The organism is Ruegeria sp. C5 (assembly GCF_056537605.1).
The window spans coordinates 32,505-57,160 of the sequence record NZ_JBQFRX010000001.1; the positions used below are offsets into that span (position 1 = coordinate 32,505).

Genomic DNA, 24,656 nt, shown 5'->3' on the forward strand with positions numbered 1-24,656 from the left:
CCTAGACGTTCATCAGCAGATGCTCGCGTTCCCACGGGGAAATGACCTGCAGGAACTCTTCGTACTCAGCACGTTTGACGATGCCGTAGACACGGGCGAACTCGGGACCCAGAACTTCGTGCAGGGCAGTGGCTTCATCAAACAGATCCAGAGCTTCACCCATGATCTGAGGGATATCGCCGTCGCCTTCATAGGCGTCGCCATAGAATTGGCGGCGTGGGCGTTCTTGCTGAGTCAGGCCCAAATAGCCACAGGCCAACGACAATGCGATACCAAGATAAGGGTTGCAGTCCATGCCTGCGATGCGGTTTTCGACCCGGCGCGCCTCGGGGCCGGACAGAGGTACGCGAATGCCAGTTGTGCGATTGTCGCGTGCCCACTCCAGATTAATCGGGGCCGCATGGTCTTTGACGTAGCGGCGATAAGAATTCACATACGGTGCCATCACCGCCAGCCCTGCAGGCAGGTGGTTCTGCAAGCCGGCGATGAAGTTGTAGAAGGCGTCCGTTTCTCCGCCCTGAGGGCCCGAGAAGATATTCTGACCCGTTTCCATGTCGATAATCGAGTGATGGATGTGCATGGCCGAGCCCGGTTCATCTTCGATCGGTTTCGCCATGAATGTTGCAAAGCAGTTGTGACGCAACGCGGCTTCGCGGATCAGGCGTTTGAAATAGAATACCTCGTCCGCCAGCTTCACCGGATCGCCATGACGCAGGTTGATCTCTAGTTGTCCGGCACCGCCTTCTTGCGTGATCCCGTCGATCTCAAACCCCTGAAATTCGGCAAAGTCGTAGATGTCGTCGATCACCGGCCCGAATTCATCCACCGCTGTCATCGAGTAAGCCTGCCGCGCCGCCGCAGGTCGGCCCGAGCGGCCCATCATCGGCTTGATACCCTGCGCCGGGTCTACATTTGGCGCGACAAGAAAAAACTCCATCTCGGGGGCGACAACCGGCTTCCAACCTTTGTCGTGATACATCTTCACAACGCGTTTGAGCACATTGCGGGGGCTGAAAGGGATCGGCTCTCCATCTCGATCGAACGCGTCGTGAATCACCTGCAAGGTCCAGTCACCCGTCCAAGGAGCGGCCGACGCAGTTGAGAAATCGGGTTTCAGGATCATGTCCCGCTCAATGAAACCGTCCTCACCTGCAGCTTCGCCCCAATCCCCTGTGATGGTCTGGTAGAAAATGCTGTCGGGTAGGTGAAAATAGGATTGCTTGGCAAACTTTGACGCCGGGACCGCCTTGCCGCGGGCGATGCCGGGCAGGTCAGAGATGATGCATTCAACCTCATCCAGCCGTTTGCCTTCAAAGTAGGTGCGCGCCGCCTCAGGCAGCTGATCTGTCCAGTCGGCCATCAGGCCCTCGCTTTCTTTAGGAACTCTGCCATGTGGTGTCCGATTTTGGCATTATCATCCGGGGCATCTTTCCGGTTCGCTGCCGCCTGCATCAACGCATCGGGAACCACGCCTTTGCCTCGGGTCTCCATCAAGCCCTGTATGAAGTCATTTCCATATTCAGGATGGGCCTGCACGGTCCAGATCGTATCGCCATAGGTGACCATGGCGTTTTGGCAAAAGTCATTCGTACCGGTGACCACCGCACCTGCGGGCAGTTTGGTCACTTGATCCTGATGCCAAGCATTCAAGGTGACGGTCTGATCGCCAAAGCTGTATTCCGTGCGTCCTACAGCCCAGCCACCATCAAACTTTTCCACTTTTCCACCAAGCGCTTGCGCGATGATCTGATGTCCAAAGCAGACACCAATCAAGGGGTTCCCTGTCTTCTGAATATCCCGGATCAGCTGTTCAAGCGGGGGAATCCAAACGTGATCTTCGTATGCGCCATGACGAGATCCGGTGATGATCCACCCGTCGGCCTGATGCGCGTCTTCCGGAAACTCACCATCGACCACTGCGTATGTTTGGAATTCAAAGCCGTTCCCACCCAGTAATGCGCGAAACATGCCATCATATTCCCCGAATTGTTCATGCAATTCATCGGGTGGGTGGCCGGTTACAAGGATGCCGATTTTCATAGTTCACCAAATTTGATCAAATTTATTCTAACGGAGCGAAGCGAGCTGGGCAAGAGGTTCAAACGCTCTCAAGATAGCTGAGCCAGTGCTCGTCAGGGGGGTGGGACGCGAATCGTGCAATTTCCTGCCGTTTGGTCATCACCAGGTTGCGGATCAGATCGTCCGGGAAAATGCGCGCAACTACCGGGTCAGTTTCGAAAGCAGAGATGGCCGACGGCCAGTCGGCTGCCAGTTGCGGCAGATCCGTCAACTCATAGGCATTGCCCGAAATCGGGCTGGGCGGTCGCAGGCCATCCTCGATCCCAACCATTGCCGCGCCCAGAACTGCGGCCAGCATGAGATAGGGGTTGATGTCACCGCCAGCAACGCGATGTTCGATCCGTCGGGCGGCAGGGACACCACCCGGAATGCGCAGGGCCGCCGTGCGGTTTTCATAGGCCCAGCTTGCTCCGGTGGGTGCGTGGGCACCAGGCACCAGGCGCGTGTAAGAATTGCCATGAGGAGCGAAGATCAGCGTAGAGCCGGGCATCGCGGTCAGACATCCAGCAACCGCCGAGCGCAGTTCATCGGTTCCCTCGGCCCCTCCGTCATCGAAGACATTGCGTCCATCGACATCGACGACCGAGAAATGCACATGCATTCCGTTGCCCGCATCCTCGGCATAGGGCTTGGACATGAAAGTTGCTGTGAAGCCATGCTTGCGGGCCACGCCACGCGCCAAGGTCTTGAAAAGCCACGTATCATCGGCGCAGCGCATGGCGTCCTGATGGTTCAGATTGATCTCGAACTGACCGATCCCGCTTTCAGATATTGCAGTCTGAGCGGGAATACCCATAGCGGCGCAACCATCATAGAGATCGGTGAAGAACGCATCAAACGCGTCCATTTCGACCATCGACAGAACGGCTTCGTCCCGGAGCCTGCGGCGCGTGACCGGGTTGATCGGAGGCTGCGGTTGGTCGCCTGAGGCGTCAAGCAGAGTGAACTCGAGTTCGGTAGCGGCGATGACCGACCGGCCCCGTTCGGAAAATCGATCTAGAACCGCAGAAAGCGCGTGTCTCGGATCGCCCGCAAAAGGCGTGCCGTCATCGTGGTACAGGCACATGGGCACCAGCGCGGTGGGTGTATCAAGCCAGGGCATGGGAACCGGACCACGCCCGGTGGGGCGCAACACACCATCTGCATCACCGCTTTCGAAGACAAGCGGGCTGCCTTCGATATCAGCGCCCCAGAGATCGACATTGAGCGCAGAGAACGGCATGCGTACGGCGCCTTTGTCCAACTTGGCACCGTATGAGGGCGGCACGCGTTTGCCACGCATCTGACCGTTGAGGTCACAGGCGGCGACGCGGAATGTATGCAGGGCGCTCAGGTCCATTGGGGGCTCCGTGGTCTAGTCACGAGAGGTTTAAATCAGGATTAGCGTCTTGTCACGAAATTTGATCAAATTACGAACAGGCGTCGCTTGCGGTGGGGCGCGATGTTGAAAATCAACCGACTTGTACAGTGGTCGAGACCGCTGTCTTCCGAGTTGTACAACATTCAGGTGCCCGATTGTGCCGGGCGTAGCGATGCCTATAGTCTCATATATGTTCATCTTTCTTACCATAGTGTTACTGATCGCAGGCGGGGTCGGCTATTACGTCTGGTCCAAGAGACAGGCCCGCGCGGCGCTGTTGGCGACGCGTCTGACCTCGGATCAACGGGACATCATTGATCAGCAAGTTCCCATCATCCGGCGGCTGCCCGCCGGGCTGCGCAGCCACTTGGATGGCAAGGTGAACCTGTTTCTGGATCAAGTGAGCTTCTACGGCTGCGACGGGTTGGAAGTGACTGAGGAGATGGAGCTGTCGATTGCGGCGCAGGCCTGTTTGCTCGTGATCAATAGCGACATTTGGTATGACAATCTGACGACCATTCTGATCTATCCCAATGCGTTCAAGTCAAAGCAGCAGCGGCGCTCGGGCTATGTCGTGTCCGAGAAAGAGATAGTGCGGACCGGGGAAAGCTGGGATCGCGGACCGGTCATTTTATCATGGGCACACAGCCAGCAGGGCGCTCTGGATGATCGCGACGGGCAGAACGTAGTGCTGCATGAATTTGCGCATCAGATCGATGATCTGTCCGGGGGTACAAATGGCGTACCGATCCTGAGTGAAGGGCAGACATTCGCGGAATGGGAAAAGGTGTTCCTGAGCGCCTATGACGCGCATGTCGATGCGGTTGAAAGCGGGCGGCGGACAGTCATCGATCCGTATGGCGCGACCGGGCATGAAGAGTTCTTTGCCGTTTCGGTTGAAGTGTTCTTTGAGCGCCCGAAGGCGCTGAAGCACGAGGTGCCCGAGGTCTATGAGCAGCTTTCGAAACTGTTCCGGCTGAACCCGGTGGAGTGGGCTTAGCGCGCCAGATTTAGTCGGAAGCGCATCTTGGCTTTCCGCTCGGCAGGTAGGTGGCGGTTCAGGCGTTTGTTGACCCTTCCGAAGCCCCAAACGATGACCAGCGTCAGCAGGATGAAATAGAACGCCAGAATCGGGTAGGGGATGAACGGGTTGAAAGTCTTGTCCGCGAAGTAGCTGGCGTAATAGAGCGCGTCGCCCCGTTGTTGCCAGGCCGGGAAGGCCGAGAAGAAGACCAGTGTGGTGGACTGGAAGACAAAGATCGCTTCGTTCGTATAGGCGGGCCACGCCAGCCGCAGCATTGTGGGCCAAACGATACGTCGGAAGCGCGACCAACCGGACATGCCATAGGCGTCGGCGGCTTCGATATCGCCCTTGGGGATTGAACGAAGGGCGCCATAGAAGATCTCGCCCGAATAGGCGGAAGTATTCAGGAACAGCACGATCAGCGCCCCCAGCCAGGCCGAGGTGAAGGCGTCGAACATCGGATAGGGCTTCTTCAGCGAAAGGAAGAAGAAATAGGCGAAGAAGAACTGGATGAACAGCGGCGAGCCGCGGAACAAAAAGATGAACCACTCGGACGGTTTACGCAGCCATTTATTCGACGAGGCTTTGCCGACGGCCAACGCGGTGGCGAGGAAGAACCCCGTGACCATCGCCATGATCCCGAAATAGATATTCCAGATCATGCCCGAGCCGATCAGCGTGAAGTGCTCGCACAGGGTGAAATCGGTTTTGGGCAGCAGGCGCTCGCCAAAGCCCAGCGAACGGAGGCCGTAGTCCTGAATGGTCTGGATGCAGCTCATGCGGTGGTCTCCTTGCGCAGAAGCTCTCCGCCCGATGTGGCCTGACCATGGGACAGGCGGCGCATCAGTTTCTCAAGCCCGATTTCCGAGACGCGGGTCATGCCGAGGTAGAAGATCAGCAGGGCGAGGAAGTACCACATGCGCCAGTCGCCATGAGGGTAATCGGTAAAGCGGGATGTTTTTGTGCCGCCCAACTCGCGCGCCCAATAGACGATATCTTCGATGCCCAGCAGAAACAGCAGTGGCGTGGCCTTGATCAGCACCATCCACAGGTTCGATAGGCCGGGTAGGGCGTAGACCCACATTTGCGGCACCAGGATACGCCAAAAGGTCTGGCGGCGTGTCATGCCGTAGGCTGCGGCCGTCTCAAGCTGGGCGTGTGGTACAGCGCGCATGCCGCCGAACAGGACGTTGGCGGCAAACGCGCCGAACACGATAGAGAATGTGACGACGGCAAGGAAGAAGCCGTAGGTTTCATGCACCCATTCGGGTGCAGTGCCCAGCGGCAGCTTGGCGGCCTGACAGACGATGAAGTCGTTGCCCTGCCGCACCGGATCGGTCCATTCGGGGCAGAGCACTTTATGGCGCAGCCATTCAAAGCCCTGATCCAGAGCGATCACGAAGAACAGAAAGAAAGCGATATCAGGCACGCCACGCACGATGGCGATATAGGCCTTACCCAGCCAGCTAAGCGGCGGGAAATGCGATCGCGCTGCCATAGCGCCGGCAAAACCGAAGCTCAGGGCGACCGGGGCGGTGACGGCCAGCAGACCCAGCACCTTGAAGAACGACAAGTAGAACGACCAGTGGACGCCATTGGTCAGATAGCACGAGAACCAGCGGAACGTGCCCAGCGTGTCAGGATCAGCGCAGTAGGAGAACATAAGGCGTCTTTCGAACGTCTGGCCGGTCTCAGGTCCGGCAGGTCCGGCGCGCGCACGCGCCGGACAATTGGACGGAGGGCTTAGTTGGTTACGACCGAGCCGTCTGTGTTGTATGTAGCGATACCTTCGCCAAACCATTTGACCAGCATCTCGTTGAGCGTGCCGTCCGCCTTCATGGACGAAATAGCGTCATCGAACTTGCCGCGCAGTTCTGCGTCGCTCTCGCGCAGGCCCATGCCGATGCCACCGCCCAGCGGGACAAGATCGCCGACAAAGACCAGCTCGCCACCGGATTCCTCAACAATCGGGACCAAGAAGTCATAGTCCGCCAGCACCGCATCCGCTTCGCCGTTGCGCACGGCGGCGATGGTTTCTTCGGGGGTGGCGAATTCGACCAGAGTCGCGCCGGATTCAGCAACGTGACCGGCCTGAATGGTTGCGGTCTGTGCAGCGACGATGCCACCTTTCGTGTCAGCGCCATCTGAAGCAGCTACGTAAGCTGAGGCGGTCGGCGGGTAGTAGTTCTGGGTAAAGTCGATGACCTCATCGCGTTCGTCAGTGATCGACATGCCGGCGATGATGGTATCGTAGTTGCCCGAGACAAGGTTCGGAATGATCGAATCCCAGTCGTTCTTGACCCATTCGCATTCCAGACCAGCGCGCTTGCACAGCTCGTCACCGACTTCACGCTCGAAGCCGTCGATCTCACCAGCATCATTGATGAAGTTGTACGGAGGGTAGGCGCCCTCGGTGCCCATGCGCACAGTTTCGGCCATTGCGATACCGGCGGTCAACGCCAGCGCTGCGGTGGTCAGAATCAGGTTTTTCATGAGTTACTCCCCTTTATTGGTTCTGTCCGTTGGTTAAGCCGCCTGAGTGGCGGAGAGAAAGCCCTGAAGCCGTTCGGATTCAGGGGCAGTGAAAATGTCTTCGGCTGAACCCTCTTCTTCGATCAGGCCCTGATGCAGGAACACAACGTGGCTGGAGATATCCGCAGCCATCTTCATGTCATGGGTCACGATGATCATGGTGCGGCCTTCTGCGGCCAGATCCTTGATCACTTTGATCACTTCCTGTTCCAGTTCGGGATCGAGCGCTGAGGTCGGTTCGTCAAACAGCAGCGCCTGAGGTTCCATGCACAGCCCACGTGCGATTGCGGCGCGTTGTTGCTGTCCGCCCGATAGTTGCGCCGGATAGACGTCGCATTTGTCGCCGATGCCGACCTTTTCCAGATATTTGCGCGCGCTGTCTTCGACCTCGGCCTTGTCGCGGCCCATGACAGTGACCGGAGCCTCCATCACATTCTGCAGGATGGTCATATGGGCCCACAGATTGAACTGCTGGAACACCATCGACAGATTTGTGCGGATGCGCAGCACCTGCTTGGGATCGGCGGGACGGCGATGATTGTGGCTGCCAGTCCAACGGACTGGCTCGCCTTTGAACAGAATCTCGCCCTCTTGGCTGTCTTCCAACAGATTGCAGCAGCGCAGCAGGGTAGACTTCCCCGAGCCGGATGATCCGATCAGCGACACGACGTCGCCGCGATGCGCGGTGATGTCCACGCCCTTGAGCACCTCGAGTTGGCCAAAGCTTTTGTACAGGTTCTTGATCTCAATGACGGGAGCGGCGTCTGTCACGGGCAGTCCAGATATGATTGGTGTTGGTGCGGTAATAGGGCTGAAAAATCGGGCTAATGCAATGCGCAATTGACAAGTTCACGCAGCGAAATTGCCAAATCGGGCGGTCGCGCTGTCTAAACTGTCAGTTTGTTGGGCGCATTCTGTGACTCGATGCACCATTATCGACAGGTCAGCCAGATCAATCTCTTGATTGCGGCCCAGAGATTCAGGTCACAGGATTACGGATCAACCGAGGTGATCCTAAGCGAAACCGAATTTATTGAACTGGCTTGATCCAATCACCAAAACTGTTTGAATTTGGGAATAATTCGTTTTGAGTTAAAGATTGAAATATACGAATTCAATTCACGTAAGGGGCTTCTTGTGATCGCGCTATTATTTGCATTGTTCGCCGGCACGATGGTGCTGGCATACTTTAAGCTGGTCAGAATTTCATACGCATTGTTCGTGCTGACGCTTTTGGCGAGTGCCTACTGGCTGAAGTTTCACGCCACGACCCCCTTAACGATTCAACTGTGAGGTCGTCCAATGTCACCTGAATTTGCTCGTAACATGAATGCGATTGGTGCACTGGCGGTTTGCCTGGTTCTGGTGCTTGCCTTCTACTTTCAGCTTGTCCTTTATGAACTGCCCTGTCCGTTATGTTTGCTCCAACGCGTGGGATTCGTGGCCGTTGGGTTCGGGCTTGCTCTGAACCTGTTATGGGGTACGCGCGCCAGAAACTATGGCATCGTGCTGGTGGCAGCGATATTTGGGATCAGCGTTTCGATCCGGCAGATTCTGCTGCATATCGTGCCCGGAACAGGGCACTATGGCTCCCCGGTTCTGGGCCTACACTTCTATACCTGGGCGGGAGTCGCGTTTGGTTTGATAATCCTTGGCACCGCAATCATGCTGGTATTCGAGAAGCAGTATGATCTTGCGTCGGACGTTCGGGCAACCGAACGCTTCGGAGGAAGTACATTGGCCAAAACAGCGTTTTTCCTGATTTTGGCATTGGCCGTCGCGAACGCTGGTTCGTCGCTTTTGGAGTGTGGGCCTGGCATCTGTGACGATCCACCGACGGACTACAAGTTTCTGAATGAGCTTGAAGGCAGCGATTCATAGCGCTGACAACGCCCAAAGGCTTGCCGGTTGATCAGACCTTCGCCGCCTTTTGTCTTGCAAGCGCCGAATCCACATCGCTCACGCCGAGCAGGCTGACGACAAGGCGTAGCAGAGAATCCTCTTCACCGCTGCGGTGCCCGTCCGCCAGTGCGACCGACCACATGGCCTGCACAACGGCCAGGCGGTCGTCATAGGCGATGGCCTCTTTGATGGCGCGAGTAAAGCGGACGGTGTCGGGCGCCTCGGCCTCAAGGTCTTCGGCTCGGGCGCGCAGGGCTGCGGCCTCAAATGGCGACAGGCCGTAGCGTTCGGCCGAGATGCGGTCGATTCGGGCCATTTCGGTATCGGCATAGTCGTTGTCGGACCTAGCGATACGCACCAACAGGGCGGTGAGGGCCAGACGGGCATCATCTTCGACAAGCGGGTCGGGCTGCGGCTGTGTGAGCCGGGACAGGAAATCACTGAACATAAGCGTTTATATAGAGACAGCCTAGGTCGCTTCCAAGCGGCTTTGTATCCGCTCGCGTGCCGCTTTGCTGTCGTTGAAGCTGAGGCCCATGGCAATGCGGGCTTCTTCGACGATCTTGACCTCGCCCTCGTCCGAGTTGCCATCGGCCAGCACGACCTCCCACAGGGCGTCAAGCGCGGCCAAGCGTTCCTGAAGATCGGTCGTTTCGCGGATCAGTTTGCCGAATGTATCTGTTTCCGGAGCAGCTGCGTGCAATTTTTCGCAGGTGGCGCGGACTTTGGCGGCCTCGATCGCATTGTGCTGGTAAAGTCGCGCAAGAATGCGGTCGATCAGGCTGATCTCTTCCAGCTTATAGTCGCGGTCGGCCTGCGCGACACGTACCAGCAAAGCCCCCAGGGCCAGTTCGGCATCAGGATCGGGCAGTTTGTCATGTTGCGGTGGCCGAAAGGCCTGGAAGAATTTTTTCAACATATCGGCAGGATATTCCGTAATTCGAGGCGCGCCAAGCGGTGCTAGCCCTCATAGCCCTGAATAATCACAAGATCGCCGGTCGAAACCGGATCGCGCAAGGACTTGGCGGCTTGATAGGCATCGCTTTCATAGCAGGCCAGCGCCTGTTCATAGCTGGGAAATTCGATGACAACTGTGCGGGCACGAGCCTTGCCTTCGGGCTCGCTCCTCTCGCCGCCGCGTACAAGAAACTTGGCTCCGTAATCGGCGAATGGGGCCGCATTGGCAGCAATGTAAGATTTGTAGGTTTCAATGTCGTCTACATCGACATGGGCAACCCAGTATCCTTTGGCCACAAGGTGTCCTCCGCTGGTATCGGATGCAAGGTGCGGAGGAACAGGTTGAAATGCAATCCCCTAAAAGTGGATCATCCACCGGATTGCAGCGCGGCGCGTGCTGAATCCTGTAACCAAGCGGTCATTTGCCGATAGGGAACCGGGCCATAGCTGATCCGGGCCACGCCGAGTTTCGCCAGCGTCGGCGTGTCAGGCGTGCCGGGCAGGGCGATGATGTTGACCGGCAAGTCGGTGGCCGCGCAAAGCTGGCCGATCATGGATTCGTCTTTCAGGCCCGGCGCGAAGAACCCGCTGGCTCCGGCATCGGCGTAGGCTGCCGCGCGGGCCATGGCGTCATCCAGCATCGCTTGATCATGCGTGTCCGGAGCGGCTTTGAGGAAGATGTCAGTGCGGGCGTTGATGAAGGCGGGAACACCGGCCACGTCACAGCTTTCGCGCATCGCAGCGACACGCGCTGCCTGTGTTTCAATGTCATAAAGATCTTTAGTTCCAACGACCTGATCTTCGAAGTTAAAGCCGATTACTCCGGTTTCCAGCGCGCGTTTGACATTGGCCGATATGCCAAAAGTATCCTCGGCATAAGCGCCTTCGAGGTCCATGGTGACCGGTATATCAACCGCCTCGACAATGCGGCGAGCGTTGTCTAACGCCAACTCAAACGGGATGTTCTGGCCGTCCGAAAACCCCTGCGCCATCGCGACCGGAGCACTGCCAGTCGCCAGCGCTTTGGCCCCTGCATCGCGTACAGCGACGGCGCTGCCGGGGTCCCAAATGTTATAGAGGATGACCGGATCACCCTTCTTGTGCAGGGCGGCAAATGTTTCTGCTTGGGTAATCTGATCGGTCATGGCCGGTCTCCTGTCGCTGCTATGGCGGCAGTTAACCGTGCAAACCGCCGGCGCGTAAAGATATTTCGCGCCGACTGGTACAAATCTGTTATCGGCCCGTGATCAGACCAGACGCGAGGTGTCTTTCGCGGCGCGCACGAATTCGCGGAACAGGGGGTGCGGGTCGAAGGGTTTGGATTTCAGTTCCGGGTGATACTGAACACCAATAAACCATGGGTGATCCGACCATTCGACGATTTCCGGCAGGCGACCATCCGGGGACATGCCCGAGAAATTCAGGCCTGCCTTTTCCAGTTTGTCGCGGTACTTGATGTCGACCTCGTAGCGGTGACGGTGGCGTTCCTCAATCTGGGTGCCGCCATAGACTTCCGCGACCTTCGAGCCTTCGGCCAGAACCGCATCATAGGCGCCCAAACGCATGGTGCCGCCCTTGTCGTCTCCGACTTTGCGTTCGACCTTGTGGTTGCCCTGCACCCATTCTTTCAGGTGGTAAACAACGGGTTCAAAACGCTTTTTGCCAGCCTCGTGGTCGAATTCCTCGGACCCGGCTTCGGTGATTCCCGCCGCGTTGCGTGCGGCTTCGATCACGGCCATCTGCATGCCCAGACAGATGCCCAGATAGGGCACTTTGTGTTCACGCGCATATTGAGCGGCCTTGATCTTGCCTTCTGTCCCACGCTCGCCAAAGCCGCCGGGGACCAGGATGGCGTGGAAGCCTTCCAGATGAGGTGCGGCGTCTTCGTTGTCAAACACCTCGGCATCGACCCACTCGATCTTGACGCGGACGCGGTTGGCCATGCCGCCATGGGTCAGGGCCTCGGCAATTGACTTATAGGCATCTTCAAGCTGGGTGTATTTGCCGACGATGGCTACTTTCACTTCGCCTTCGGCGTTGTGAATGCGGTCGCTGACGTCTTCCCATTTGGCCAGATCGGGCTTGGGGGCCGGGCTGATCTGGAATGCGTCCAGAACCGCCTGATCCAGACCTTCACGGTGATAGGCCAGCGGGGCGTCGTAGATGGTGCTGAGGTCTTGTGCGGCAATCACGCTGTCAGGGCGGACATTGCAGAAAAGGGCCAGCTTTTCGCGTTCTTTGGTTGGAATCGGTCCCTCGGACCGGCAGACCAGAATGTCGGGGGCTAGACCGATCGAGCGCAACTCTTTCACCGAATGCTGGGTTGGCTTGGTTTTCAACTCGCCCGAGGCTTTGATATAGGGCAGCAACGTCAGGTGCATGAAGATACACTGACCGCGCGGCTTGTCCTGACTGAACTGGCGGATCGCTTCAAAGAAGGGCAGGCCCTCAATATCACCTACGGTGCCGCCGATTTCACAGAGCATGAAATCAACTTCATCCTCGCCAATCGCGATGAAATCCTTGATCTCATTCGTGACGTGCGGGATCACCTGAATGGTTTTGCCGAGGTAATCTCCACGGCGTTCTTTCTCCAGCACGTTGGAATAAATCCGCCCCGAGCTGACCGAGTCGGTCTTGCGTGCCGCCACACCGGTGAAGCGTTCGTAATGGCCAAGGTCCAGATCGGTTTCAGCGCCGTCATCGGTAACGAATACTTCGCCATGTTCGAAGGGCGACATGGTGCCCGGATCGACGTTTAGATAGGGGTCCAGCTTGCGCAGACGCACCGAATATCCCCGGGCCTGCAACAGCGATCCCAACGCCGCCGAAGCCAGTCCTTTGCCCAAGGACGAAACCACACCACCAGTGATGAAAATAAAACGCGCCATGTTTTTCGGCTGCTCCCGTGAGACGTCATTATTAGCTGCCCGGCGGTTCGAAAAAACCGCTGCATCACGGGACTTCACGTATAAAGGATTCGCGCACATAGCGCAAGAGAACCGCAAGATGCTGTTGCAGTTCCCTTATGATTTTCTAGGTTTTGTGGCTTAGTCGGCCGCCTGCGGGATCAGCGGAGCATTGTCGCCTTGCGCCGGCGGCAACAATTCATCTGCCGATGGGACTGCCGGAGCGCTTTCCTCAGCCGGGGCCGGGGCAGGCACGCCCAAACGGTCAATCACCGAGCTGCCAGAAGATTTCTGGGCCGCCAGAATCGTCAGCGTGATCGAGGTGACGATAAAGCACGCGGCCAGGATCCATGTCAGCTTGCCCAACGCCGTTGCTGCCGCGCGGCCCGTCATGGCCCCGCCGCCACCGCCACCCATGCCAAGGCCGCCGCCTTCGGAACGTTGCATCAGCACAACGACAATCAGGCCCAAGGCCAGAAGAAGGTGGATGATGAGAACGACGTTTTCCATGGTGGTCCTGTACAGCGTGGCGTGTATCGCGTGGTACTTATGCAAGTTTGCCAGCGGGGGCAAGTCACGAGTTGGCATCACGTGCGGTGATGTTTCATATCACACCAAAGAGACTGGACAGAGCGCTGTGCTGTCGCGCAGGCTGCGCCTCATGCCACATGATGATCACGACCACCCGCACGCCCTGTTGCCTCCCGAACCCGCGCTGCGCGTCAAAGCGCTTGAGACGATTCTGACCCGCAAGGGTCTGATTGATCCTGCAGCGCTGGATGAAATCATCGATACTTATCAGAACAAGATAGGGCCACAGAACGGCGCGCATGTTGTTGCAAAGGCTTGGAGTGATCCCGATTTCAAAGCCTCACTGCTGGCAGACGCCACATCAGTCGTGGCGGATCTGGGCTATTACGGTCGTCAGGGTGAGCATATGGTGGTCGTCGAGAACACGCCTGAACAGCACAACATGGTCGTCTGCACCTTGTGCAGCTGTTACCCGTGGCCGCTGCTAGGAATTCCACCCGGCTGGTACAAATCTGACGCCTACCGCGCCCGCGCCGTGCGAGAGCCGCGCAAGGTCCTGTCTGAGTTTGGTGTTACCTTGCCCGAAGGTACATCGGTTCGCGTCTGGGATTCGACGGCCGAAATTCGTTACCTCGTCCTGCCGATGCGCCCAGAGGGCACAGAAGGATTGAACGCGGACGAATTGGCGGCGCTGGTCACCCGCGACAGCATGATCGGCACTGGGCTACCCAAGGTGCCGTCATGACGCGCGTACATGATATGGGAGGGCGCTTTGGTGATGGTCCGGTGAACCCGGAACCCGAAGACGCGCCGGTGTTTGCCGAAGACTGGCACGGTAGGGCGCTGGCGGTAACGCTCGCTGCGGGGTTTCTGGGGCAATGGAACATCGATGTTTCACGCCACGCGCGTGAAAAACTGTCTCCTACGGACTACGCGCGGTTTTCTTACTATGAGAAATGGATGTCTGGTCTGGCTGATCTTCTGGTCGAAAAGGGTGTCCTGACGCTTGATGATTTGCGCGGTGTTGACGGGGATGGTGTTCATCCTCTGACTGAGCGTACCCTGAAGGCTGACGCCGTCGCAGGCGCTTTGGCCAAAGGTGGACCCGCAGATCGCCCGTCGAACGTCGAAGTTCGGTTTCAAGCCGGACAAGCAGTCCGAGCATTGGGCCAGAGCGCCAATCGACTGGTTGATGGCGGCCATACCCGGTTGCCGATCTATGCCGCGGGTGCAACGGGTCGCATCCTCAGGCTGCATGGCACTCATGTCCTGCCGGATTCCAACGCCCATGGGTTGGGTGAAGCCCCTGAGCCGCTCTACGCGGTCGTGTTTCCCGCCTCAGAACTTTGGGCAAACCCTGAGCACCCGGCGGATGAAGTCGTGCTGGACCTCTGGCAGTCTTATTTGGAGCCCGCATGAGCGATTGTATCACTCACTCAGCCCCCGAGCCGATTTTTGCCGAGCCCTGGCACGCGCAGGTTTTTGCGGTCACAGTGGCCTTGAACGAAGCGGGCCGGTTTGATTGGCCGGACTGGGCGGAACGGTTTTCCAATACTTTGAAACGGAACGGCCTCAAAAAAGATCTGGATGGTGGGGACGATTACTTTCACGCTTGGTTGGAGACCTTGGAGGCGCTGCTGGCTGAGCAGGGGGAAGCGCCCACTGATGATGTCCAGGATCTTCGCAATGCATGGGAAGAGGCTTACCTGACAACACCCCACGGTCATCCCGTACAATTGCGCTAAAAGCAGAGGGGGCGCTGCCCCCGCCGCCCGTCCGGGCGACTCCCCCGAGGTACTTTTGGCCAGATGAAGCAGGGGATCCGCTCTTCATCTGGCCAAAATCACCTCCACCGGAGGCATCGCGAGCGGCACGATTTGTATCTGCGGCGAAATATCGGTTTCCCTGCCGTCTGTGCCCGGCTATATGAGCCGGGTTTGAATATTCAGCGCAAAAGGACCGGATATGGCCAACGTGGTTGTTGTCGGCGCCCAGTGGGGCGACGAAGGAAAAGGCAAGATCGTCGACTGGCTCAGTGAGCGAGCGGATGTGATCGCGCGTTTTCAGGGTGGACATAATGCCGGGCACACGCTGGTCATTGAGGGTGAGGTTTACAAACTGCATGCGCTACCTTCGGGCGTGGTACGCGGTGGAAAGCTGAGCGTGATCGGTAATGGGGTCGTTCTGGACCCTTGGCACCTGATCAAAGAGATCGGTACCATCCGCGCGCAGGGTGTCGATATCACGCCCGAGACGCTGATGATTGCCGAGAACACCCCGCTGATCCTACCGTTCCATGGCGAGCTGGATCGTGCGCGCGAAAGCCAGAACTCGGTGGCCAAGATCGGCACGACCGGTCGCGGGATCGGTCCATGCTATGAAGACAAGGTTGGTCGGCGTGTAATCCGGGTGGCTGATCTGGCTGATGATGCGACGCTGGCGCTGCGGGTCGATCGGGCTCTGGTCCATCACAATGCGCTGCGCAATGGGCTGGGGTTGGAACCTATTGATCGTGACGCGTTGATTGCGCAGTTGAAAGAGATCGCGCCGCAGATTTTGCCTTTCGCAGCACCGGTGTGGAAGGTGCTGAACGAGAAGCGCAAGGCAGGCAAGCGAATCCTGTTCGAAGGCGCACAGGGTGCGCTGCTGGATATCGATTTCGGGACCTATCCGTTTGTGACATCGTCGAATGTAATTGCGGGCCAGGCCTCGACAGGCGTTGGGATTGGGCCGGGTTCGATCGACTTCGTTTTGGGCATCGTCAAGGCGTACACGACCCGCGTGGGTGAGGGGCCTTTCCCAACCGAATTAGACGACGAAGATGGCCAACGCCTGGGCGAACGGGGGCATGAGTTCGGCACCACGACGGGGCGCAAACGCCGTTGTGGTTGGTTCGATGCCTGTCTGGTACGCCAAACCTGCGCGACCAGCGGCGTGAACGGCATCTCCCTGACCAAACTGGATGTATTGGACGGGTTCGAGACGCTGAAAATTTGTGTCGGGTATGAGCTGGATGGCGATCGTCTGGACTATCTGCCGACCGCCGCCGACCAGCAAGCACGTTGCACGCCGATTTACGAAGAGATGCCGGGCTGGAGCGAATCCACCGAAGGCGCGCGCAGTTGGGCAGACTTGCCTGCGAACGCGATCAAATACGTGCGCCGCGTCGAGGAATTGATCGAATGTCCGGTCGCCCTTTTGTCCACCAGCCCGGAGCGGGAGGACACCATTCTGGTGACCGACCCGTTTGCAGATTGATGAGCAGAAACGACAAACCCGGCCTCAGCTATAAGGCACGTCGGCGGTGGTCATTGGTGCTGCTGCTGATCGGGCTCCCCATCTATATCGTTGCGGTTGTGACAATCGTGAACTGGCTGGATCGCCCGCCGATCTGGCTGGAACTTCTGGTATATGTCGCGCTTGGCATTGTCTGGGCGTTGCCGTTCAAATTTGTCTTCCGCGGGGTGGGCAAAGAGGACCCGGATCAAGATCAAAGCTAAGCCGCCCGATTGTCTTGGTGTCTTCTGCGTGGCACGATGTTTGCAACTTTCTATAGCGGCAACCAGAGGCAGATAGGGCATGAAAAACCGGGTATTAGCGGCGGTTACCACAACATGTATCGCGAGCAGCGCTCAGGCCGATGATTGGCGCTATACCATTGCGCCTTATTTCTGGGGGCCGGAATTCAGAACCTCACTGGACGTGGGACCAAACCCGCCGGTGAACGGGGATACCTCGATCTTCGACATTCTGAAGGGCGCGTTCCTGATCGCTGGTCAGGCCCGAAATGGGCGTTGGACCATTGGTGGTGAGTTCAATTATCTCAATTTGGGTGACGATGTCTCGGTCGGTCGGTTTGACGATGCAGCCAGTTGGGATCTTGAGGGCACGATGGTCTCACTGGCGGCCAGCTATGCGGTCTATCAGGATGATCGGTCACGGTTGGAAGCGTTGGCCGGGCTGCGCCATTGGGACCTGGATGTTTCGACCACCGTGCTGGATCGCACCTTCAGCACAGATCAAAGCTGGACCGACCCGTTGATCGGCGCACGCTATAACTACGCGCTGAATGACCGCTGGAGCCTCACAGCGATGGGCAATATCGGCGGCTTCGGTTATGGCTCGGAATTCCAGTGGGAGGCGCTGGTGCAGGCTAGTTGGAAGTGGCGTGAGAATATCAACGTTGCGGGCGGGTATCGCCATCTGGATGTTGAGTTTGAAGACGGGCGCGATGTGATTGATCTGATCCTGACCGGCCCTTACGTGGCGCTGGCGTTCAACTTCTGAACTTGATTGGCTTTTTGGCTGCCAGCCACGGAACGAAAAAGGGCCAGAGTTTCCTCTGGCCCAATTTTGTCTTGAGGGGGTATTTGGGGATCTTGGAGTCAGCCAGCGGCACGCTCGTCGTCGTTCGGGCGGAACCCGATTTGGGTTGAGGCGGCAAAACGGCCACCTCCGGCCTTTTCGATTTTGCCGTCCCGCAGCAACTGACCGAATGAGCGCAAGCTTTCTTCGCGGTTGAACGATTCCTGCTTGAGCGAGCGAACTTTGTTCATCAGCTGTGGACGTGAGAACTGCTCCTGACCTTCGATGAAGGACAGATAAGCCGCGGCAGCTTCCAGCAGGTCGAGTAGTGATTGGGCACCCTGTTCTTGCGCAAAGGCTGCAAAACCACCTTCTTCATCTGCAGATTCCTCGTCCGCCGAGGTGACACGGCGCGGTGTCACCGGGCCGGTGTCAGCCGTTTCGGTATCCACCCGCTGTTCAGCCACCAGTTTCAATGGTGCGGCAGCATCCGGGGTGGGGCGTTCACTGGTGACCTCGATCTCGGGTCGGCGTGGATTGACGACCGAGGCCAGATCACCGCGATAATCATCCTCGGGGGTCTGAGATTTGTCTGCGCCATCTTCGCGGTCTGCTTCGGTTGCAGCAACGGCAGTGCGCAGGTGAGAATATGTTTCGCGCTGGCCGCTGGTGGCAGGATCATCCATATGGGCGCCCGCTTCGTCCATCAGGCGCGATACGTCCTGATCCAAACCCGTCATATCGGGCAGCTCAGCCGTCGTGTTTGCCGCCAGCTCGGATTCTACCAGCGCCATTTCGTCAAGCAGCAGCGCCTCATCCTCGGCCGAGATGACGCCATGGGTGAGGCCGGTAAGATCCGGTGATGTTTCATCTTCGTCGGTGTCGTCTTCGTCGGTGTCGTCCTGGCCATTCAGGATGTTTGACGGGCCTTCGTCTTCAGTTTCAGATTCGTCGTCGAGGTCCGAGAACAACACGTCCTTGTCCGTGACATCGGCCGACGGCTGTTCGGGCGCTTCGTCCTCGTCTTCAAGTTCGGCAGTGATCGCCGGTGAGATGATCGGGGCTGCTTCGACTTCGTCCTGCTCGATAGCGGCAGGCGCGAGTGGTTCTTCGTCCTCAACCGGCAGCTCGGCAATCGTTGCCATTTGCTCGGGTTCGGCAGGCTGTTCGACCTGCGGGGCCGTTGCCGGAGCGTCGTCCGTAGCAGTGTCTTCCAGATCGGCCGGGCTCAGCGCGCCGGACTCAAAAGCGGCAGAGATTGCATCGACCTTTGGCTTCACAGGCTGCAGATAGCTGACGTCTTCGTCTTCAGAGTATCCGGCAGGGGCAGCATCGGAATGCGAAACAACAGCCCGGATTCGCTGCAGCTTGGCTGCGATACTGTCAGCGGCGGGGGCATCGTCGGATTGCGGAGCAGACGGAGCAGGGGGAACAACATCCGCGACAGGCTGAACAGGTTCAGGTGTTGTGGCTGGCGCAATTGCAGCGGGGGTCGGTGCTGCAACCGGGGCGGCTTCCGTTGCGCGCAGCAACAGGCCGGTCTCGTTCTGGCTGGCTTCAACCTTCTGTGCGGCGTCCCGCTGTGCGATCCGGGTCAGCATCTCGGCGTCAGGCTGAGGGGGTTCCGATCCGAAGTATCGGTCATCCGCTGCAAGGTCCCGGAAATACTCGGCGATCGCCTTCATTGTTTCAAATGAATCGTCAAAACCTTCGAGGGTGCACGAGAAGGTGCCGTATGAAACGGTGAGTACCTTGTTGTTCTGTACCATCAGACGCATGTCCTTTACAAACTACCAGGTCGACTACCAGACACAGCAGGGGCAACCGACTCGAAACTCTAGCCATGAAGCTATCATTTTGTGGTTTCATTATGTCCAAAACTGGAAAATATGGTCAATCTTGTGGAAAATGGGGCAATTGTTCGCTCTGGCGGGCCAATCGGGCTGTTTGGTGGGGGCGAAATCTGTTCAGAGGATGTGAATCTGGTGCTAAATCGCGTCAATTCTGCCGTTGCGGCGGATGGCGGTGCGGCTGCGTTGATTGATTCGGGACGGATGCCGGACGCAGTGATCGGCGATTTGGACTCGATTACGGCAGAATATCGGGCCCGGATTCCCAAGGATCGGTTGTTCCGGATATCCGAGCAGAACAGCACCGATTTTGACAAGGCGCTGCGCAATATGGATGCGCCTGTGGTGCTGGCAGCAGGATTTCTGGGCGCGCGGGTGGATCATCAGTTGGTGGCGTTCAATACTCTGGTTCGGTTGCAGGATCGGCCTTGTGTCCTGTTGGGCGCACGAGAAATTGTCTTTCATGCGCCACCCAGGATCAGTCTGGAGCTCACAGTAGGAGACACGGTTTCATTGTTTCCGCTGCGGCGGGTGACCGGGCGCAGCGAGGGGCTGGAATGGCCGATTGATGATCTGGTGCTAGAACCGGACGGGCAGGTCGGAACCTCAAACCGAGCGCTAGGCGCGCTAACGCTTGAGGTCGATGGACCCGGGTTGCTGACGATCCTGCCGCGCGCGGCGTTGGATCAGGTCATGCAGGCGTTTCAGTCGGGCCGGACCGAGCGTTGGCCCGCTCGTGCAGGATAACGTAGAGCCCGGCGGCGATGGTGATGCCGATGCCCAGCGCGGCCAGCCCGTTTGGCAGATCGTGGAAGATCAGCCAGCCGATCAGGGTGGCGACCGGAATCTCTAGATATTGCATCGGGGCCAGAGTCGCAGACGGCGCATAGCGCAGAGACCATGTCATCAGCAGATGCGCCAAGGTGCCCAGCACACCGATCCCCAGTAGCAGCCAGAGCGTCTCGGCCGTGGGTATCGTCAGGGACTTTGCTGGCAGGCCGATCTGGGAACCCAGCAGGACAATCGGAAGCAAAAAGACGGTAGCCATGGCCCCCGATACCGCCTGCAGTGCAACCGGGTCTGTTTCCTTGGCGATCTGCCGCGTAACCAACATGAACAGGGCGAAGACCACCGCAACGATCAGGGGCAGCAAGGCGGGCGCGCCGACCTCAGCAAAGCTGGGCTGGATCACCAGCAAGGTGCCAATGAATCCCACGACACAGGCGATCAAACGACGGGGGCCGACCTGTTCGCCCAGAACGTATTTGCCCAAAAGCAGCATGATGAAGGGCATTACAAAGGCGATGGCCACGGTATCGGCCAGCGGCATATATTGCAGCGCTGTGAACATCGCTGCGATCCCAATGATGTGCAGAAGGGTGCGGATCATCGTCAGGCGCAAAACGCGCGGCGTCATCTTCCATGGCTTGCCGGTCATCGCGATCAGTGGGATCAAGATCATCGCCTGAACAGCAAACCGAACCAGTACCAGCAGTCCCAAAGCTGTGGTTTCACCCAACAGCTTTGCCATCCCGTCACCCAGCGGTGCGAGCACGCAAAAACCGAGCATCAATGTGATGCCGAGAACGGGGCGATCCTGAGTCATGTGCGCGACGCTAGCGGTTTCGCGGCAGAGGGGGAAGCTCTGATCTCAGGTGTCGGGCAGGGGTTGGACTTTGGTGTAATCCGGGCCGATGCAGGTGGGCAGGCCGTCACCAAGCTGCAGCCAGCTAAGCTTTTCCTCGTGCGCGACATGCAAGGTCGGACTGAGTACTTCGGGATTTTCCAGTGTCGCGACGTAGAGATGCATCACATCCGACATCACCGTCGACCGGAAGGATATCGGTGTGCCGCAATGGGGACAAAAGCTGCGCTCGACCCCGGGGGAGGAGTTGAAGCGTTTCGGTTCTTCCCCGATCCAGCGCCAATTGCCGTCGCGCACGCCGAAATAGGTGGTCATCGGAGCGGCGCATTGGCGACGGCAGCTATCGCAATGGCAGGTGACACAGGACAGAACCGGAGGGTCAACCTCGTATCCAATCTTGCCGCACAGGCAATGTCCGCGCATGTCACCCCACTTGTTCTTGCTGTCAGATCAGCAGTTCGGCACGTTGACGGCCAACCCGCCCAAAGATGTTTCCTTGTATTTCTCGTGCATATCTTCACCGGTCTGGCGCATCGTTTCAATGGCCGCGTCCAAAGGCATAAAGTGCTTGCCGTCGCCACGCAGGGCCAGCGAGGCTGCCGAGACGGCCTTGATCGCGCCCAATCCGTTACGCTCGATACACGGCACCTGCACAAGGCCCGCGACTGGGTCGCAGGTCATGCCAAGGTGATGTTCCAACGCGATCTCGGCGGCGTTTTCAACCTGCTCAGGCGTACCGCCCATCACGGCGCACATGCCTGCCGCAGCCATGGCTGACGCGCTGCCAACCTCGGCCTGACAGCCCGCTTCAGCGCCCGAGATCGAAGCGTTGAACTTGACCAGACCACCGATGGCGGCGGCGGTCAGCAGGAAATCCTCGACATGGCTTTCGGACGCGCCGGGCACGTGATCGAGGTAGTAGCGCAGAACTGATGGCAGCACGCCCGCCGCGCCATTTGTGGGGGCGGTGACAACTTGCCCACCGGCTGCGTTTTCCTCGTTCACGGCCATGGCGTAGACGCTCATCCAGTCGTTGATCGTATGCGGGGCATTCAGGTTCATGCCGCGTTCCGCCAGCAGGGCATCGTGAATGCCTTTGGCGCGGCGGCGCACGCTGAGACCACCGGGCAGGATGCCATCCGTTTTTAGCCCACGCTCGATGCAGTCATTCATGACCTGCCAAAGACGCGCGGTGCCTTTGGCAAAGCTATCCGCGCAACCGCGCGCGATCTCATTTTCGCGCTTCATCTGAGCGATGCTTTTACCGTTGTCTTTGGCCATTTGCAGCATTTCGGCGGCGGATTTGAACGGGAAGGGCACAGACGCACCTTCGTCAGTTGCCTTGCCTTCGGCCAATTCCTCTTCCGTAAGAACAAATCCTCCACCGATGGAGTAGTAGACCTGACGCAGGATGACATCGCCTTGTGCGTCAGTGGCCATCAGGATCATACCATTGGCATGACCGGGCAGATTGTTGTCGTAGTCGAAGATCAGATCGGCTTTGGGATCAAAGCTCAGCGTCGGCAGGCCTTCGGGTGTCACCGTATGGGATTCTGCGATAGCTGCCAGTGTGGCTTCGGCCTTGTCGTTGTCATAGGTGTCGGGCACAAACCCGGCGAGGCCCAGAATGGTAGCGCGGTCGGTGGCGTGGCCGACGCCGGTAAAGGCCAGCGAGCCGTGCAACGAGCCGCGCAGGCCCGAAAACTCGAACGGCGAGGCGCGCATCAGGTCAAGGAACCGTGCGGCGGCCACCATCGGACCCATGGTGTGGGAAGAAGATGGGCCGATGCCCACTTTGAACATATCGAAGACAGAGAGAAACATATCAGGTAGCTGAGCCTTCTGGAGGGTTGGCGTAGGTCGGCGAGGTGAAGGGAGTGACCCCCAGCCCCTCGGCGGCAATAGCTGCGCGGGTCGACGGGTTTGATTCTAGCTGCACCAGGATTTTTTGCAGATAAGGCGTGTCGGCGAGTTGATACCAGCTGCGGTCCGCCTTAGCGGGATAAAGCGCCATCCAGCGCATCATGCAGGCGACATATATCGTCAGGACTGAAGGGTGATCAGCACTGAACCAGTCGGGCGCTTTTTGGGCCTGAGCATCCAGCAGTTTCAGGTGCTGCCGCAGCCGCGGGCGGATGCCGGAGCGTAGTGTATCGGCCTGATCTGCCGCGATGTAATTCTCGGCATAGAACAGGATTCGCAGATCGGCATGCAGGGTATTTGAGGCGAAGAACAGCCACTTCAGGAATGCCGCCCGATCAGGGCTGACCTGTGTCGGGGCCAATTGCCCATGCGTATCAGCCAGCCACAGCAGGATTGCGGCGGTCTCGAAGATCGGACCCTGGGGCGTCTCCAGCACCGGAATCAGCCCGTTCGGATTCAACGCCCGATACGGCGCACTATTCTGTGCATAGCGGGCGCGATCGACCAGTATGGTCTCATAGGGCAGGCCCATCTCTTCTAGCGCCAGTCGGATCACCAGCGAGGCGTTGTCGGGGGCGTAGTGCAGGCGGTATGGCGATTCCATGGCGACTATCTAGGGGGTCTGGCGATCACAATAGAGGCTGATTGCGACGTTTCCTATCGGAAACGCGTATTTCAGCGACATGTTAACACAGGTGCGGAGTGTTTTGCCTCTCGCAGTTGCGCGGGGCATTCCGTATAAGTCTGGCTGTATTCTTGGGGGAAGCTGCCATGACCAGAGATTTGTCGCCCATCGACAAAGCGAAATACGTTGCTGCCTGTCGCGCCGCCGATCTTGTTCAGGACGGGATGCGTGTGGGATTGGGGACAGGCTCGACCGCCGCGTGGTTGGTGCGCCGCCTGGGTGAACGGGTGCGCGATGAGGGGTTGAAAATCAAGGGCGTTCCGACCTCGACCGCGACGGCGCAATTGGCGCGGGAAGAAGGGATCGAGGTCGTCTCGCTGGATCAGGCCGGCTGGTTGGACCTGACAATCGACGGCGCGGATGAGTTCGATGGCGAGTTCAACCTGATCAAGGGCGGTGGTGCTGCGCTGTTGCAGGAAAAGATTGTGGCCACAGCCAGCGATCAGATGGTGGTGATCGCGGATGCAGGCAAAGAGGTTGAGACGCTGGGCGCATTCCCTTTGCCGGTCGAGGTGATCCCGTTCGGCTGGCAGACCACCCGCACCCTGATTGAAGAGGCGCTGGACACAATGGATGTGCTGGGCACCTCGGTCACTTTGCGCATGAACGGTGAGGCGCCCAAGGTTACAGATGAGGGCAATCACATTCTGGACCTGCATCTCAAGCGGATCGGCAATGCCCGCCAACTGGCACTGGTGATGAATCAGATCCCGGGTGTGGTCGAAAATGGGCTGTTCATTGATATTTGCGACAAGGTTGTCATTGGTTATGGCGATGGCCGGGTCGAATTGCGTGATATCAATGAGGGTACGGTCCTGACCGATATGCTGGGCGACGGCGGGGACAACCTGTTTTCCGATCTGGCGGACTAAAGATCAGGCAAGTGCCGCGATAAACTGCAGAAGAAAAATCACTATTTCCCGCGTCAGGGGTTGGCAGTTCAGGATTTGCGCC

Annotated in this window: 29 protein-coding genes; 11 read left to right on the forward strand and 18 right to left on the reverse strand. The window is 58.3% G+C overall.

Annotated features, from left to right (window positions below; translation table 11 throughout):
- Window position 1: 1 nt before the first annotated feature.
- From ACR0AW_RS00200 to ACR0AW_RS00210, 3 genes are read right to left on the reverse strand one after another with little or no spacing between them, the layout of a single operon-like run.
- The gene (locus ACR0AW_RS00200) at window positions 2-1,360 is read right to left on the reverse strand and encodes a glutamine synthetase family protein (RefSeq protein ID WP_170731847.1); all 1,359 of its coding nucleotides are present in this window, start codon (window positions 1,358-1,360) and stop codon (window positions 2-4) included.
- On the reverse strand, window positions 1,360-2,040 hold the full coding sequence (locus tag ACR0AW_RS00205) for a type 1 glutamine amidotransferase (RefSeq protein WP_170731848.1): 681 nt from the start codon (window positions 2,038-2,040) through the stop codon (window positions 1,360-1,362). Before ACR0AW_RS00205 ends, ACR0AW_RS00200 begins: the two co-directional genes overlap by 1 nt.
- 58 nt (window positions 2,041-2,098) lie before the next feature.
- Window positions 2,099-3,418 carry a glutamine synthetase family protein gene (locus tag ACR0AW_RS00210; protein WP_170731849.1) on the reverse strand — a complete coding sequence of 440 codons (1,320 nt, stop codon included), beginning with the start codon at window positions 3,416-3,418 and terminating at the stop codon, window positions 2,099-2,101.
- A 211-nt stretch (window positions 3,419-3,629) separates the two neighbouring features.
- Between ACR0AW_RS00210 and ACR0AW_RS00215 the strand changes: the two genes are divergently transcribed.
- A complete protein-coding gene (locus tag ACR0AW_RS00215; RefSeq protein ID WP_170731850.1) occupies window positions 3,630-4,439 on the forward strand; it encodes a M90 family metallopeptidase in 810 nt (269 codons plus the stop codon).
- On the opposite strand, the gene ACR0AW_RS00220 is transcribed toward ACR0AW_RS00215, so the two are convergent.
- From ACR0AW_RS00220 to ACR0AW_RS00235, 4 genes are all read right to left on the reverse strand, one after another.
- A complete protein-coding gene (locus tag ACR0AW_RS00220; protein ID WP_170393602.1) occupies window positions 4,436-5,242 on the reverse strand; it encodes an ABC transporter permease in 807 nt (268 codons plus the stop codon). The genes ACR0AW_RS00215 and ACR0AW_RS00220 overlap by 4 nt on opposite strands.
- Entirely contained in the window at window positions 5,239-6,126 is an 888-nt protein-coding gene (locus tag ACR0AW_RS00225; RefSeq protein WP_170393600.1) for an ABC transporter permease, read from the reverse strand. The genes ACR0AW_RS00220 and ACR0AW_RS00225 overlap by 4 nt, the downstream gene beginning before the upstream one ends.
- An 80-nt stretch (window positions 6,127-6,206) precedes the next feature.
- Window positions 6,207-6,956, reverse strand: a complete 750-nt coding sequence (locus ACR0AW_RS00230; RefSeq protein ID WP_170393598.1) for a transporter substrate-binding domain-containing protein — start codon at window positions 6,954-6,956, stop codon at window positions 6,207-6,209.
- A 33-nt stretch (window positions 6,957-6,989) separates the two neighbouring features.
- On the reverse strand, window positions 6,990-7,766 hold the full coding sequence (locus ACR0AW_RS00235; RefSeq protein WP_170731851.1) for an ATP-binding cassette domain-containing protein: 777 nt from the start codon (window positions 7,764-7,766) through the stop codon (window positions 6,990-6,992).
- 366 nt (window positions 7,767-8,132) lie between these two features.
- On the opposite strand from ACR0AW_RS00235, the gene ACR0AW_RS00240 reads away from it, so the two are divergent.
- Window positions 8,133-8,288, forward strand: coding sequence for a DUF5993 family protein (locus ACR0AW_RS00240; protein ID WP_223118239.1), 156 nt, complete (start codon window positions 8,133-8,135; stop codon window positions 8,286-8,288).
- 9 nt (window positions 8,289-8,297) lie between these two features.
- Window positions 8,298-8,876: a disulfide bond formation protein B gene (locus ACR0AW_RS00245; protein WP_170731852.1), complete on the forward strand. Its 579-nt coding sequence runs from the start codon at window positions 8,298-8,300 to the stop codon at window positions 8,874-8,876.
- Between the two features lie 31 nt (window positions 8,877-8,907).
- Here the strand turns inward: ACR0AW_RS00245 and ACR0AW_RS00250 are convergent, their stop codons facing one another.
- From ACR0AW_RS00250 to secG, 6 genes are all read right to left on the reverse strand, one after another.
- A complete protein-coding gene (locus ACR0AW_RS00250) occupies window positions 8,908-9,345 on the reverse strand; it encodes a tellurite resistance TerB family protein (protein WP_170393592.1) in 438 nt (145 codons plus the stop codon).
- 21 nt (window positions 9,346-9,366) lie between these two features.
- Window positions 9,367-9,816, reverse strand: coding sequence for a tellurite resistance TerB family protein (locus ACR0AW_RS00255; RefSeq protein WP_170393590.1), 450 nt, complete (start codon window positions 9,814-9,816; stop codon window positions 9,367-9,369).
- A gap of 41 nt (window positions 9,817-9,857) precedes the next feature.
- Window positions 9,858-10,151 (reverse strand): DUF1330 domain-containing protein, encoded by a 294-nt coding sequence (locus tag ACR0AW_RS00260; protein ID WP_170563411.1) that lies wholly within the window; start codon window positions 10,149-10,151, stop codon window positions 9,858-9,860.
- Between the two features lie 71 nt (window positions 10,152-10,222).
- Window positions 10,223-10,999, reverse strand: coding sequence for an isocitrate lyase/PEP mutase family protein (locus tag ACR0AW_RS00265; protein ID WP_170393586.1), 777 nt, complete (start codon window positions 10,997-10,999; stop codon window positions 10,223-10,225).
- 102 nt (window positions 11,000-11,101) lie between these two features.
- A complete protein-coding gene (locus ACR0AW_RS00270) occupies window positions 11,102-12,745 on the reverse strand; it encodes a CTP synthase (RefSeq protein ID WP_170393584.1) in 1,644 nt (547 codons plus the stop codon).
- Window positions 12,746-12,904: 159 nt separating this feature from the next.
- Window positions 12,905-13,273, reverse strand: a complete 369-nt coding sequence (gene secG, locus ACR0AW_RS00275; RefSeq protein WP_010439184.1) for a preprotein translocase subunit SecG — start codon at window positions 13,271-13,273, stop codon at window positions 12,905-12,907.
- Between the two features lie 151 nt (window positions 13,274-13,424).
- Between secG and nthA the strand changes: the two genes are divergently transcribed.
- The 6 genes from nthA (at window position 13,425) to ACR0AW_RS00305 (ending at window position 17,581) form a co-directional block, all read left to right on the forward strand.
- Window positions 13,425-14,039 (forward strand): nitrile hydratase subunit alpha, encoded by a 615-nt coding sequence (gene nthA, locus ACR0AW_RS00280; protein WP_170511094.1) that lies wholly within the window; start codon window positions 13,425-13,427, stop codon window positions 14,037-14,039.
- Window positions 14,036-14,713: a nitrile hydratase subunit beta gene (nthB, locus tag ACR0AW_RS00285; protein ID WP_170731853.1), complete on the forward strand. Its 678-nt coding sequence runs from the start codon at window positions 14,036-14,038 to the stop codon at window positions 14,711-14,713. The genes nthA and nthB overlap by 4 nt, the downstream gene beginning before the upstream one ends.
- Window positions 14,710-15,039, forward strand: a complete 330-nt coding sequence (locus ACR0AW_RS00290; protein WP_170510675.1) for a nitrile hydratase accessory protein — start codon at window positions 14,710-14,712, stop codon at window positions 15,037-15,039. The genes nthB and ACR0AW_RS00290 overlap by 4 nt, the downstream gene beginning before the upstream one ends.
- A gap of 220 nt (window positions 15,040-15,259) precedes the next feature.
- Window positions 15,260-16,552 (forward strand): adenylosuccinate synthase, encoded by a 1,293-nt coding sequence (locus tag ACR0AW_RS00295; protein ID WP_170393577.1) that lies wholly within the window; start codon window positions 15,260-15,262, stop codon window positions 16,550-16,552.
- A complete protein-coding gene (locus tag ACR0AW_RS00300) occupies window positions 16,552-16,794 on the forward strand; it encodes a DUF2842 domain-containing protein (protein WP_170731856.1) in 243 nt (80 codons plus the stop codon). Before ACR0AW_RS00295 ends, ACR0AW_RS00300 begins: the two co-directional genes overlap by 1 nt.
- 79 nt (window positions 16,795-16,873) lie before the next feature.
- Window positions 16,874-17,581: a YfaZ family protein gene (locus ACR0AW_RS00305; protein ID WP_170404917.1), complete on the forward strand. Its 708-nt coding sequence runs from the start codon at window positions 16,874-16,876 to the stop codon at window positions 17,579-17,581.
- 98 nt (window positions 17,582-17,679) lie between these two features.
- Here ACR0AW_RS00305 and ACR0AW_RS00310 read toward each other — a convergent pair whose 3' ends face one another.
- Window positions 17,680-19,368 (reverse strand): hypothetical protein, encoded by a 1,689-nt coding sequence (locus ACR0AW_RS00310; protein ID WP_170731857.1) that lies wholly within the window; start codon window positions 19,366-19,368, stop codon window positions 17,680-17,682.
- Between the two features lie 120 nt (window positions 19,369-19,488).
- Between ACR0AW_RS00310 and ACR0AW_RS00315 the strand changes: the two genes are divergently transcribed.
- On the forward strand, window positions 19,489-20,196 hold the full coding sequence (locus tag ACR0AW_RS00315; protein ID WP_170645837.1) for a thiamine diphosphokinase: 708 nt from the start codon (window positions 19,489-19,491) through the stop codon (window positions 20,194-20,196).
- Here ACR0AW_RS00315 and ACR0AW_RS00320 read toward each other — a convergent pair.
- Genes ACR0AW_RS00320 through ACR0AW_RS00335 form a run of 4 tightly spaced genes read right to left on the reverse strand, consistent with a single transcriptional unit; the run spans window position 20,141 to window position 23,621 of the window.
- Window positions 20,141-21,055, reverse strand: coding sequence for a DMT family transporter (locus ACR0AW_RS00320; protein ID WP_170731858.1), 915 nt, complete (start codon window positions 21,053-21,055; stop codon window positions 20,141-20,143). The genes ACR0AW_RS00315 and ACR0AW_RS00320 overlap by 56 nt on opposite strands.
- Before the next feature lie 45 nt (window positions 21,056-21,100).
- Window positions 21,101-21,517 (reverse strand): GFA family protein, encoded by a 417-nt coding sequence (locus tag ACR0AW_RS00325; RefSeq protein WP_170510657.1) that lies wholly within the window; start codon window positions 21,515-21,517, stop codon window positions 21,101-21,103.
- A 27-nt stretch (window positions 21,518-21,544) separates the two neighbouring features.
- Window positions 21,545-22,918, reverse strand: coding sequence for an L-serine ammonia-lyase (locus ACR0AW_RS00330; protein WP_170731860.1), 1,374 nt, complete (start codon window positions 22,916-22,918; stop codon window positions 21,545-21,547).
- Between the two features lies 1 nt (window position 22,919).
- Entirely contained in the window at window positions 22,920-23,621 is a 702-nt protein-coding gene (locus ACR0AW_RS00335) for a glutathione S-transferase family protein (protein WP_170731862.1), read from the reverse strand.
- A gap of 167 nt (window positions 23,622-23,788) precedes the next feature.
- Here ACR0AW_RS00335 and rpiA point away from each other — a divergent pair, with 167 nt between their 5' ends.
- Window positions 23,789-24,574 (forward strand): ribose-5-phosphate isomerase RpiA, encoded by a 786-nt coding sequence (gene rpiA / locus ACR0AW_RS00340; protein WP_170645840.1) that lies wholly within the window; start codon window positions 23,789-23,791, stop codon window positions 24,572-24,574.
- The last annotated feature ends 82 nt before the right edge of the window (window positions 24,575-24,656 follow it).